This is a genomic window from Pseudoduganella aquatica (assembly GCF_020865585.1).
GTDB classification, from domain to species: Bacteria; Pseudomonadota; Gammaproteobacteria; order Burkholderiales; family Burkholderiaceae_D; genus Rugamonas; species Rugamonas aquatica_A.
This window is the reverse complement of the sequence record NZ_CP086370.1, coordinates 2,163,781-2,175,527: the sequence shown is the minus strand read 5'-3', so window position 1 is coordinate 2,175,527 and position 11,747 is coordinate 2,163,781. Positions and strand designations below refer to the sequence as shown.

Annotated in this window: 10 protein-coding genes; all 10 read right to left on the bottom strand. The window is 67.0% G+C overall.

Annotated elements, in window-relative coordinates; translation table 11 throughout:
- Positions 1 to 38 precede the first annotated feature (38 nt).
- A complete protein-coding gene (locus tag KT882_RS09555; RefSeq protein ID WP_161071792.1) occupies positions 39 to 1,208 on the bottom strand; it encodes a patatin-like phospholipase family protein in 1,170 nt (389 codons plus the stop codon).
- Positions 1,209 to 1,226: 18 nt separating this feature from the next.
- Positions 1,227 to 3,002 (bottom strand): gamma-glutamyltransferase, encoded by a 1,776-nt coding sequence (ggt, locus tag KT882_RS09550; RefSeq protein ID WP_228895502.1) that lies wholly within the window; start codon positions 3,000 to 3,002, stop codon positions 1,227 to 1,229.
- 72 nt (positions 3,003 to 3,074) lie between these two features.
- Positions 3,075 to 3,833: a 3-hydroxyacyl-CoA dehydrogenase gene (locus KT882_RS09545; protein WP_161071790.1), complete on the bottom strand. Its 759-nt coding sequence runs from the start codon at positions 3,831 to 3,833 to the stop codon at positions 3,075 to 3,077.
- A gap of 71 nt (positions 3,834 to 3,904) precedes the next feature.
- Complete coding sequence (locus tag KT882_RS09540) at positions 3,905 to 4,393, bottom strand: hypothetical protein (protein WP_228895500.1); 489 nt, start codon at positions 4,391 to 4,393, stop codon at positions 3,905 to 3,907.
- Between the two features lie 197 nt (positions 4,394 to 4,590).
- Positions 4,591 to 6,705: a sodium-translocating pyrophosphatase gene (locus tag KT882_RS09535; RefSeq protein ID WP_228895498.1), complete on the bottom strand. Its 2,115-nt coding sequence runs from the start codon at positions 6,703 to 6,705 to the stop codon at positions 4,591 to 4,593.
- Between the two features lie 189 nt (positions 6,706 to 6,894).
- Complete coding sequence (locus KT882_RS09530; RefSeq protein WP_228895496.1) at positions 6,895 to 8,643, bottom strand: methyl-accepting chemotaxis protein; 1,749 nt, start codon at positions 8,641 to 8,643, stop codon at positions 6,895 to 6,897.
- A gap of 168 nt (positions 8,644 to 8,811) precedes the next feature.
- Complete coding sequence (gene adk / locus KT882_RS09525; protein ID WP_161071786.1) at positions 8,812 to 9,468, bottom strand: adenylate kinase; 657 nt, start codon at positions 9,466 to 9,468, stop codon at positions 8,812 to 8,814.
- Positions 9,469 to 9,668: 200 nt separating this feature from the next.
- Positions 9,669 to 10,430: a 3-deoxy-manno-octulosonate cytidylyltransferase gene (gene kdsB, locus KT882_RS09520; protein WP_161071785.1), complete on the bottom strand. Its 762-nt coding sequence runs from the start codon at positions 10,428 to 10,430 to the stop codon at positions 9,669 to 9,671.
- 10 nt (positions 10,431 to 10,440) lie between these two features.
- On the bottom strand, positions 10,441 to 10,617 hold the full coding sequence (locus KT882_RS09515) for a Trm112 family protein (protein WP_082219489.1): 177 nt from the start codon (positions 10,615 to 10,617) through the stop codon (positions 10,441 to 10,443).
- Entirely contained in the window at positions 10,598 to 11,695 is a 1,098-nt protein-coding gene (gene lpxK, locus KT882_RS09510; protein ID WP_228895494.1) for a tetraacyldisaccharide 4'-kinase, read from the bottom strand. The genes KT882_RS09515 and lpxK overlap by 20 nt, the downstream gene beginning before the upstream one ends.
- Positions 11,696 to 11,747: the final 52 nt, after the last annotated feature.

Below are 11,747 nucleotides of genomic sequence, written 5' to 3'. Positions count from 1 at the left end.
ACACGGCGGACAGGCAGCGCAAGCAGCACAGGCAGGTCCTAGCTATTGAAGAAGGCCAGCACGTCGGCCTTGCGCGCATGCGTATCGCGCTGCCCCAGGCGTATCAGCTCGCAGGTGTACGTCGATTCAAACAGCAGGTAGGAGGCGAGCGAGGAACCGCGCGTTTCGGTGGCGCCTATGCCCGACAGCATGGTGCGTATCGGCGCGGGCAGGCTGCCGATGTGGCGGCTGGCGATATCGTCCAGCCGCTCGGACGGCGCGATCACCAGCAGCTCGACCGGCTTGAGCGGTGTTTGCGACAGGTACTCCGGCGGCAGCAGCGACAAGGTCTTGTTGATGCGCTCCAGGCGTTCGATGTCCACCGCCAGGCTGTCGAGGAAAATCGAGGACAGCGCATGGCCGGCGATCTGCGCCAGGCTGGGGTAGCGCGCGGTCTCGCTGCGCTGCTGCACCGGCTCGGACAGGCGCCCCGCGCCGATCACCAGCACCTTGTCGGCGCCCAGGTGGATGGCCGGCGAGATGGGCGCCAGCTGGCGCATGGAGCCGTCGCCGCAGTATTCGTGCTGGCCGCCCAGGTAGAGCGGCGTGGCCGGGAAAATGAAGGGGATGGCCGACGAAGCCAGCAAGTGCTCCACGCCGATCTGGTCCTGCATGGCGATGCGCTGGGTGCGCACCCAGGGCGCGATCTCGGCGGCGGTCTGGAAAAAGGTGACGTGCTGGCCGCCGGTGTAGGACGAGGCGGTGACGGCCAGCGCGTGCAGCAGGCCCTCCTGCAGCACCGTGTCCAGGCGCGGCAGGTCCAGCATGCGGTGCAGCAGGCTGACCAGCGGGGTGTTGTCGAGCAGGGAGCGCGGCGGCGCGGCGCGCCACTTGCGCAGCAGCCAGCCGAAGGACAGCAGTGACAGCCAGCGCGCGCCGGAGCGGATCACGCCCAGCGAGTCGGCGCGGTAGACCTGCTCCACCGAGAAGTTCTGCCAGACGTCGAGCAGCTTCTGCACGCCCTCGCTGAAATTGTCGGCGCGGCAGGCCAGCGCCGTGGCGTTGATGGCGCCGGCCGATGTGCCGCAGATGATGTTGAACGGATTGCGCGAAGGCGGCCAGCCTTCTTCCCACAGGATCTCGTTAATCGCTTGCAGCACACCCACCTGGTAGGCGGCGCGCGCGCCGCCGCCGGAGAGGACCAGACCTGTTTTCTTTTTCATTCCCATCTGACAAGAGTAGCAGGGTCAGTCGCCGCGCACAACGCCCTCGCGGCGCGGATCGGCGCCGCCGAACCACACTTCCTTGCCGTTGCGCGTGACGCGCATGATGCCCTGCAGGCCGGAGTTCTGCTCGTACTGGCGCACTTCGTGGCCGCGCGCCTTGAGCGCGTCCACCACGGCCGGCGCCACGCGCGCCGCTTCCAGCTCGGTGGGGCCGTTGCGGCTGCCGAAATTGGGCAGGCTGATGGCCTGCTGCACGTCCAGCTTCCAGTCCAGCGTGCCGACCAGCACCTTGGCCACGTAGTTGATGATGGCCGAGCCGCCCGGCGAACCGGTCGACAGCACCAGCTTGCCGGTGGCCTTGTCGAACACCAGCGTGGGCGACATGGCGCTGCGCGGGCGCTTGCCCGGCTGGACGCGGTTGGCGATGGGGCCGTTCTCGTCCACCGAATCGAAGGAGAAGTCGGTCAGCTGGTTGTTCAGGATGAAGCCGTCCACCATCTGGCGCGAGCCGAATGCGTCTTCCACCGAGGTGGTCATGGAGATCACGTTGCCGTAGGCGTCCGCCACCGACAGGTGGGAGGTGGCCGGGCTTTCGATGGCGTTGTCCGCGCCCCAGGCCACGTTCACGGAGTCCGGCACGCCGAAGCGCGCACTGCCCATGGAGCGCTCGCCGATCAGGGAGGCGCGCTGCTGCAGGTAGTGCTTGTCCAGCAGCGCCGCCGCGCCCTTGCCGGGCAGCGGCACGAAGTCGGTGTCGGCCACATAGCGGGCGCGGTCGGCGTAGGCCAGGCGGCCCGCTTCCGAGAACAGGTGGATGGCTTCCACGCCCAGCTGGCCGTTCACCGGCGCGTAGCGCTCCATGCCCTTGGTCTCGAGCACGCCCAGCATCTGCGCGATGGCGATGCCGCCGGAAGACGGCGGCGGCATGCCGCACACGGTCCAGGTTTTATAGTCGGAGCACACAGGGTCGCGCCGCTTGGCCTGGTAGGCGGCTATGTCGGCCGCCGTCAGCAGGCCGGGATTGCTCGGGTGCGACGCCACCTTGGCGGCGATGTCGCCGGCGATGCGGCCCTTGTAGAACGCGTCCGCGCCGCCCTTGGCCACTTCGCGCAGGGTGCGCGCCAGCTCGGGGTTCTTCAGCACGTGGCCCACCGGCCAGGGCTTCTTGTCCGGGCCGTAGAAATAGGCGGCGGCCACCGGGTCGCGGGAGATGTATTTGTCCCAGGTCAGCAGGCCGTTCAGGCGAGGGCTGACGGCAAAGCCGTTTTCCGCCAGCTTGATGGCGGGGCCGAACAGCGTGGCCCACGGCAGCTTGCCGTGCTCCTTGTGCGCCAGCTCCAGCATGCGCAGCACGCCGGGCGCGCCGGTGGAGCGGCCGCCCACCACGCCCGCTTCACGCGAGAGCGGCTTGCCGTTCGCGTCCTGGAACAGTTTTTCGGTCGCGGCCGAAGGCGCGGTTTCGCGGCCGTCATAAGCCTGCACGCGCTTGCCGTCGAAGTGCATCACGAAGGCGCCGCCGCCTATGCCAGACGACTGCGGCTCGACCAGCGTGAGCACCAGCTGGGTGGCGATGGCCGCGTCGATCGCGCTGCCGCCCTGCTTGAGCATCTCGTAGCCCGCCGCGGAGGCGTGCGGGTTGGCCGAGGCCACCATGTATTTTTCGGCGACGACGCCGGTTTTCTCGGTGTAGCCGGTGGCGATTTCAGGCGCGCGCTGGGCGCTGTCCTGGGCGTAAGCGGTGGATGCCGATTGTGCGGCCAACAGTGCGGCCAATGCCAGCGCGTGCAACTTGATCATGTAAGCTCCAAAAATAAATCGGGCGCGCAACCAAGGCTGCGCGCCCGATGACTTTCGCATCCTACAGCAAGTTTATTTCGGTTGCATCCTGATAGCACCGTCCAGGCGGATGGTTTCGCCGTTCAGCATCACGTTTTCGATAATCGACTTGGCCAGCATGGCGTATTCGGACGGCTTGCCCAGGCGCGGCGGGAACGGCACCATCTTGCCCAGCGCGTCCTGCACTTCGGCCGGCATGCCCAGCAGCATGGGGGTTTCGAAGATGCCGGGGGCGATGGTCATCACGCGGATGCCGCTGCGCGACAGGTCGCGCGCCATGGGCAGCGTCAGGCCCACCACGGCGGCCTTGGAGGCGCCATAGGCCGCCTGGCCGATCTGGCCGTCATAGGCCGCCACGGAGGCGGTGTTGATGATGATGCCGCGCTCGCCGTGCTCGGCCGCTTCGGTCTTGCCCATGGCGTCCGCCGCCAGGCGGCACATATTGAAGGTGCCCACCAGGTTGATGTTCACGGTGCGCTGGAACACGTCCAGCGGATGCGGGCCGTCCTTGCCCACGGTTTTCACGGCCGGCGCCACGCCGGCGCAGTTGATGAGGCCGCGCAGCGTGCCCAGCGCGGCGGCTGCTTCCACCACGGCCTTGCCGTCCGCTTCCGACGTGACGTCGCACTTGACGAACACGCCCTTCAATTCGGCAGCCAGCGCCTGGCCGGCTTCGGCCTGCACATCGGCCAGCACCACCTTGCCGCCCGCGTCCACGATCATGCGCGCAGTCGAGGCGCCCAGGCCCGACGCGCCGCCGGTGATGATGAATACGTTGTCCTTGATTTGCATGTCTTCCCCTATCCGGTTGTTTTGCGAAAACCATACTTTACGTTTACGTAAGCGTAAATGCCAATTGTAGCTCAACACTGCACCCAGTGGCCATCCGTGCGGCAGGGACGGCCGGACGGGTCCAGCACCACCGGGCCGGTGCCCTGGTAGCGGGTGCCGCTGGCGTCGCGGCAGCCGGCGGCGTCGCACGTGCCCAGGGGGCGGATGGAGGATGGCGCGGGAGCCGCCGGGGCGGGAACATAAGCGGTGGCCGGCGGACGCGAAAGCTGCGGCAGCGGCTGGGAAGATGGCGGCGGAGCCAGCCGGGGTTGCGGCGCGGCTTGCTCCGCATGGCGGCGCTGGGCGAAGTTGCGGTAAGGCGCGGGGCGGCAAGGCTCGAGCAGCAGCTTCTTGCCGCCGGGGGCGAGCGAGCAGACTGGCAGCTTGCGGAAGGCTTCGGCGGCCGCTTCGCCGCCCGAGGCATCCGGCACCACGCGCGGCAGCGGCGCGGCGGGCTGCCGGGCATCGGCGGCCGGGGAAATGAGCTGGCAGGCCAGCAATGCGGCAAACACGGTCTTCATGGCATCCTCCCGCAGCGCGGCGACAGGACATGATACCGCCGCCCGGCCCGCCTTGGCGCGCGGACCAGGGACCGGGCACCGGACGCCGCAGGCCGTAGGGCGGGTTAGCGGGAACCGCGTAACCCGCCGGCGCGGCGGCTCCGGCGGCTCCTGCGGGTTACGGCCAAGGCTGCGCCTCGGCCTAACCCGCCCTACGCTTACCGTACCGGCGCGGGCGCCACCAGCGCTGGCGGTGCGTGTGCCGCTTGCGGCGTGACCGACAGCCAGCCCGACGCAGGCAGCAGCGGCACCAGCAGCAGCGCCACGATGTTGATGATCTTGATCAGCGGATTGACCGCCGGCCCCGCCGTATCCTTGTACGGATCGCCCACGGTGTCGCCGGTGACGGCCGCCTTGTGCGCGTCCGAGCCCTTGCCGCCGAAATTGCCGTCCTCGATGTATTTCTTGGCGTTGTCCCAGGCGCCGCCGCCGGTGGTCATGGAAATGGCCACGAACAGGCCGGTGATGATGGTGCCCATCAGCAGCCCGCCCAACGCCGCCGAACCCAGCAGCATGCCCACCAGCACCGGCACCAGCACCGGCAGCAGCGACGGCACGATCATCTCCTTGATGGCCGACGCGGTCAGCATGTCCACCGCCTTGTGGTATTCCGGCTTGCCGGTGCCGTCCATGATGCCCTTGATGTCGCGGAACTGGCGCCGCACCTCCACCACCACGGCGCCCGCCGCGCGGCCCACCGCCTCCATCGCCATGGCGCCGAACAGGTACGGTATCAGGCCGCCGATGATCAGGCCCACGATCACCATGGGATTGGACAGGTCGAAGGTGATGCTCTTGCCCACCGATTCCAGCGCGTGCGTGTAGTCGGCGAACAGCACCAGCGCAGCCAGGCCGGCCGAGCCGATGGCGTAGCCCTTGGTGACGGCCTTGGTGGTGTTGCCCACCGCGTCCAGCGGATCGGTAATGGCGCGCACCGAATCCGGCATGCCGGACATTTCGGCGATGCCGCCGGCGTTGTCGGTGATCGGGCCATAGGCGTCCAGCGCCACGATAATGCCCGCCATCGACAGCATGGCGGTGGCGGCAATGGCGATGCCGTACAGGCCGGACAGCTGGTAGGACACCAGGATGGCCGCGCACACGGCCAGCACCGGATAGGCGGTGGATTTCATGGACACGCCCAGCCCGGCGATGATGTTGGTGCCGTGCCCGGTGGTGGAAGCCTCGGCGATGTGGCGCACCGGATGGAAGTCGGTGCCGGTGTAGTACTCGGTGATGTAGACCATGAGCCCGGTCAGCACGATGCCGACCACGGTCGAGCCCATCATCTTGTAGCGCATGGCGTCGTCCGGCCATACCTGCCAGGTGACGGCGGCAAAGCCCACCAGCGACAGGCCCGCCGCCCACCACAGCCCGGTGTACAGCGCCGACATGATCTTCTTGCCCGGCTTGGCCTTGACCATGGAGCAGCCGACGATGGACGCGAGGATGGACACCGCGCCCAGCAGCAGCGGATAGACGATGGCCTGGGTCGGCGCATTGACGATCATCAGCGCGCCCAGCAGCATGGTGGCGATCAGGGTCACCACATAGGTTTCGAACAGGTCGGCCGCCATGCCGGCGCAGTCGCCGACGTTGTCGCCCACGTTGTCGGCGATCACGGCCGGGTTGCGCGGGTCATCCTCGGGGATGCCGGCTTCGACCTTGCCCACCAGGTCGGCGCCCACGTCCGCGCCCTTGGTGAAGATGCCCCCGCCCAGGCGGGCGAAGATGGAAATCAGCGAAGCGCCGAAGGCCAGGCCGATCAGCGGCTTGATCACGTCGTGCGGGGTCAGCGTGGGATTGGGGTAGCCGTTGGAGGCCAGGCCGGTCAGCAGCGCGTAGAACAGCACCACGCCCAGCAGGCCCAGGCCCACCACCAGCATGCCGGTGATGGCGCCGCCCCGGAAGGCGACGTCGAGCGCTTCGTTCATGCCCTTGGTGGCGGCCTGCGCGGTGCGCACATTGGCGCGCACGGACACGTTCATGCCGATGAAGCCGCAGGCGCCGGACAGCACCGCGCCGATCAGAAAGCCGAGCGCGGTTTTCACGTCCAGCAACACGCCGATGGCGATCAGCAGTACGATGCCGACCATGGCGATGGTCTTGTATTGCCTGCCCAGGTAGGCGGCGGCGCCCTCCTGGATCGCCGTTGCGATTTCCTGCATGCGCGCGTTGCCGGCATCCTGCCGCAAAATCCAGCTGCGCGCCCATAAACCATACACCACGGCGATCACGCCGCAGGCTACCGCGAACCAAAGGCTTGCTGTCATATTGTCCCCTTCGTTTGTTATCAAGCTCGATCACTACAGCCTTACGAACTGCGTACTGCGCTGACGCGCCCGCCGGTTGTTGGCGGGCTAAAACAGAAGTTGATATCGAGTCTACAGCAAACGTGGAAAATTAAGCAATTCACACGTGAATTGATTTTTCTCCAATGTGGGGATTTTGTGAACGCCCGGTCAGAACTCCTCCCAATCGTCGCCGGCGGCGGCAGGGGCGGGCTTGCGCGCGGGGCCGGCCTTGGCCGCCGGGGCAGGACGGACCAGCTGCGCGGCGGGCTTGGCGGCTGGCTTAGCGGCGGCCTTGACCACCGGCCGGGCCGCCGGCTTGCGCGCAGCGGAGGCAGGCGCGGCGCCGTGCGCCATGCCGTCCAGCTTGAACACGCTGACCGCCAGCGCCAGCTCGCTGGCCTGGTCCTGCATGGACTGGGCGGCGGCGGCGGCCTGCTCCACCAGCGCGGCGTTCTGCTGGGTGGCGTTGTCCATTTCCGTGATGGCGCCGTTCACCTGGTCGATGCCCGCGCTCTGCTCCTGGCTGGCATGGGTAATGTCGCCCATGATGACGGTAACGCGCTCAATGCTGGCCACAACCTCCTGCATCGTTGCGCCGGCCTGCGCCACCTGGCGGGTGCCGGCGCCGACCTTGTCGACCGAATCGCCGATCAGGGTCTTGATGTCGCGCGCCGCCGCGGCCGAACGCTGCGCCAGGTTGCGCACCTCGGACGCCACCACCGCAAAGCCCCTGCCCTGCTCGCCCGCGCGCGCCGCCTCCACCGCCGCGTTCAGCGCCAGGATATTGGTCTGGAACGCTATGCCGTCGATCACGCCGATAATATCGACGATCTTGCGCGAAGACTCGTCGATCGACTGCATCGTGCCCACCACGTCCGAGACCGCCTCGCCGCCCTTGCGGGCCACGTCCGACGCCGCCATGGCCATCTGGTTGGCCTCGCGCGCATTGTCCGCGTTCTGGCGCACGGTCGACGTCAGCTCCTCCATCGAGGACGCGGTCTCCTCCAGCGAGCTGGCCTGCTGCTCGGTGCGCGAAGACAGGTCCAGGTTGCCGCTGGCGATCTCGCCGGACGCCGCCGTGATGGCGTCGGTGCCGGTGCGCACCTGGCTCACGATGCGCACCAGGCCGTGGTGCATGTCCTCCAGCGCCAGCAGCAGCTGGCCGGTTTCATCCTTGGCATGGCCGCTGCCCTGCGCGTTGCCGCCGCCCGGCTCGCCGGTCAGGTCGCCATCGGCCACGCGGCGGGCCAGGTCCACCGCCTGCCGCATCGGCCGCGTAATACCGGTCGACAGCCACCAGGCAAACGCCACGCTGAACACCGCCGTCAGCGCCGCCAGCACCAGCTGCAAATTGCGGCTTTGCGCGGTAACCGCGTCGATGTCGCGTGCTGCGTCGTCGATCTGCTTGTTCTGGTGCTCAAGCATCTTTTGCAGCATGGCCTCGTAGCCCTTGGCGGCGGGCTGGTAGACATTCTCCAGCAGCTTGGCGGCCTCCTCCATATTCCCGGCCGACTTGGCCTTGTTGATGCCGTCGCGCGAATCCACATAACTCTTGCGGAACACGACCAGCTCGGCCATCAGCTTTTTATCTTCGTCCGTGGCCAGGGCCTCGATCTGCTTGATCAGATCCTGCGCCCGCTTGGTGGAGGCGGCGATGTCCTGCGCAAAGAAAGGGGCCAGCGAGGTATCGCTGCTCTTGGCGATGGCGGTGGTGCGGCGTATGCCGGCGTAGACGATGCGGTACCACTCGGAGATCAATCGCTCCTTGGCCAGCGGCACTTCCATCATGGCGCGGGTGGCGTCGGCGCTGCCCTGCAGGCGGTAGATGCCGAAGCCGGTATTGAAGATCAGCCCCGCCAGCAGCACCGTGAAACCCAAGGCCAGCCGGCGGCCTATGCTCCAGTCTCTCATATTCATTTTTTGCCTCCATATGATGTACGGAATCCCCACGTCTAGTGTAGTAGCGCGCAGGCGTACCGTCTGTTGTACTTTGGAACAACTTGTTGAAGAGCTTGGGGAGGGGCGGAAACGACGAGGCGGACCGATGGGTCCGCCTGCGGAGGGGTACTGCGGGGTGGGGCAAGCTTAGTTCGACAGGGCGGCGAACGCGCGGTCGCGGATTTCTTCCACGGCGCCCACGCCTTCGATCTTGCGGTACTTCGGCGCGACGCTGTCACCGGACTGTGCCCAGGTGTTGTAGTAGCCCAGCAGAACCTCGGTCTGGTTGTGGTACACATCCAGGCGCTTCTTCACGGTCTCGGCCTTGTCGTCGTCGCGCTGCACCAGGTCTTCGCCGGTGACATCGTCCTTGCCTTCGACTTTAGGCGGATTGAATTTCACGTGGTACACGCGGCCCGAGCCAGGGTGGCAGCGGCGGCCGTCCATGCGCTCGATGATGGAAGCGTCCGGCACCGAGATTTCCAGCACGTAGTCCACTTTCACGCCGGCGTCCTTCATGGCGTCAGCCTGCGCGATGGTGCGCGGGAAGCCGTCGAACAGGTAGCCGTTGGCGCAGTCGGCCTCTTTCAGGCGCTCTTTCACCAGGCCGATGATGATGTCATCCGATACCAGTTGGCCAGCGTCCATGACCTTTTTCGCAGCCAGGCCCATTTCCGTGCCGGCCTTGATGGCCGCGCGCAGCATGTCGCCGGTGGAGATCTGAGGAATGTTGTATTTTTCCTTGATGAAATTCGCTTGGGTGCCCTTGCCGGCTCCGGGTGCTCCTAACAGAATGAGACGCATGAAAAGTCCTAAAACGATTATAAGAATCTGGTGGTATGGTTGGAAATGCTGACGCTTCGTCTACCTTCGTCACGAAACTTACCACAAAACGCCCGCCTGACGCCAGTTTGTGGACGATTTGGCATGCCAAAAACACGAAAGAGTCAAGGAAAAGAAAAAAGCGTGGGCAATCCGCCTCGCGGCCCGGCGGCCGGGGCGGATCAGGCGGCGTAATGGCGGCGCACGCGCTCCAGGTCTTCCGGCGTATCGACCCCGGCGGCGGGGGCCGCGTCGGTCACATGCACCGCGATCGGATAGCCGTGCCACAGCACGCGCAACTGCTCCAGGGCCTCGATGGACTCCAGCGGCGACACCGCCAGCTGCGGATAGGCCTGCAGGAAATCGTTGCGGTAGGCGTACAGGCCGATATGGCGCAGCGGCACGTAAGCCGAGTCCGCGCCCGGCAGCACGCTCTTGTCCTTGGCGAATGCGTCGCGATGCCACGGGATGGTGGCGCGCGAGAAGTACAGGGCGCGGCCGGCCTTGTCCAGCACCACCTTCACCACATTCGGGTTAAACGCGTCCGCCGCCTCGTGCAGCGGGTGGGCGCAGGTCGACATGGGCACATCGGCGCCGATGCGGGCGGCGGCGGCGGCCAGCAGCGCGGGATCGATCAGCGGCTCGTCGCCCTGCAGATTGACCACCACCGCATCCGGCGCCAGGTCCAGCGCGCGCGCCACCTCGGCGATGCGGTCGGTGCCGGAAGGATGGTCGGCGCGCGTCATGCACACCTCCACGCCGTGCTGCTCGCAGGCGGCGCGGATGTCCTCATGGTCGGTGGCGACGATGATGCGGGCCGCGCCGGCCTGCGCGGCCCGCTCGGCCACGCGCACCACCATGGGCTTGCCGCCCAGGTCGGCCAGCGGCTTGTTCGGCAGGCGGGTGGACGCCAGGCGCGCCGGGATAATGACGACAAAGCTCACGGTTCCGTCCTTATTCCACCGCATCCTGCAGGGTACGGGCCTCATCGGCCCACATGATGGGGATGCCATCGCGGATCGGGTAGGCCAGGCGGTCGCCGCGGCAAATCATTTCCTGGGCTTTTTTATCGTACTCCAGCGGGCCCTTGCAAACGGGGCAGACCAGGATATCAAGCAGACGAGCATCCACGACATTTCTCCACAATGTATTCGGCCAGCGCGGCATCGATGCGCGCTGTCACCGGAACCACCCACAAGCGCGGGTCGTCCCTCAGTTCTTCAATTTGGGCACATTTTACTGCATCCTTCTCGGTCATCAGGATGAGATCCGCATCCAGGCCGTCGAAGGGGTGGTCGAGGAAATCATGATGGTCGGGCAAAGGCAGCTCGATGACGTCCAGTCCGGCGGCGCGCAGCATGCCGAAAAAGCGCGCCGGATTGCCGATGCCGGCCGCCGCCGCGATGCGCAGCGGGCGCCGCGCCAGTTCGGCCAGCGGCACGCGCTCGCTGCGGTCGGCCAGGCGCTCGGCGATATCGCCCGCCAGCACCATCTGCACCGGCACGGAGGCCTGGCCGGTGGCCGCCGCGCGGCCCAGGGCGCGCTGGGCCATGCTGGACAGCGGCGCCACGCTGTCGGCCAGCTCGGCGGTCAGCGCGGGCGTATTGACGACGGTGAAATCGCGCCGGCGCGAAGGCGGCTCGCGCAGCGGCCCGGCCGGCAGCAGCCAGCCATTGCCCACGCCGCGCCCATCGAAGAGCACGATTTCCACATCGCGCTGCAGCTTGTAATGCTGCAGGCCGTCATCCGCCACCAGCACATCCACGGCAGGATTCAAGGCCAGCAGCGCCCTGCCCGCTGCGGCGCGGTCGCGGCCCACCATCACCGGGCAGCCGGTGCGCATGGCGATCAGCAGCGGCTCATCGCCCACCTCCTGCGGCGTCGAACGCGGCCCCACCAGGCGCGGCGCGCCGTCCTTGCTGCCGAAGCCGCGCGAAATCACGCCCGGCGTAAAACCCGCCTGCTGCAGAGCCTGCACCAGCCAAATGGTCAGCGGCGTCTTGCCCGTGCCGCCGATAAAGATATTCCCCACCACCACCACCGGCACCGGCAGCCGCTCCGACTTCAGCACGCCCAAGCGGAACAGCGCCCCACGCAAGCCGGATAACGCACCAAACAGCAGCGACAGCGGCCACAGCGCACACGCAAGCGGCCCCTTGCGCAGCCAATTGCGCGTCAGCGTCAATTCAAGCGAGGAAGTTTTAGACATTAGAACTTTATTAGCAGCCCCCACCCCAACGAACTGAGCCGCATTCACCCCA

What these genes read in the sequence shown, in the direction of transcription:
- KT882_RS09530 (WP_228895496.1), bottom strand. Translation starts at nt 8,643, where the DNA reads ATGAATATGAGAGACTGGAGCATAGGCCGCCGGCTGGCCTTGGGTTTC.
- KT882_RS09535 (WP_228895498.1), bottom strand. Translation starts at nt 6,705, where the DNA reads ATGACAGCAAGCCTTTGGTTCGCGGTAGCCTGCGGCGTGATCGCCGTG.
- KT882_RS09540 (WP_228895500.1), bottom strand. Translation starts at nt 4,393, where the DNA reads ATGAAGACCGTGTTTGCCGCATTGCTGGCCTGCCAGCTCATTTCCCCG.
- adk (WP_161071786.1), bottom strand. Translation starts at nt 9,468, where the DNA reads ATGCGTCTCATTCTGTTAGGAGCACCCGGAGCCGGCAAGGGCACCCAA.
- ggt (WP_228895502.1), bottom strand. Translation starts at nt 3,002, where the DNA reads ATGATCAAGTTGCACGCGCTGGCATTGGCCGCACTGTTGGCCGCACAA.
- KT882_RS09555 (WP_161071792.1), bottom strand. Translation starts at nt 1,208, where the DNA reads ATGGGAATGAAAAAGAAAACAGGTCTGGTCCTCTCCGGCGGCGGCGCG.
- lpxK (WP_228895494.1), bottom strand. Translation starts at nt 11,695, where the DNA reads ATGTCTAAAACTTCCTCGCTTGAATTGACGCTGACGCGCAATTGGCTG.
- KT882_RS09545 (WP_161071790.1), bottom strand. Translation starts at nt 3,833, where the DNA reads ATGCAAATCAAGGACAACGTATTCATCATCACCGGCGGCGCGTCGGGC.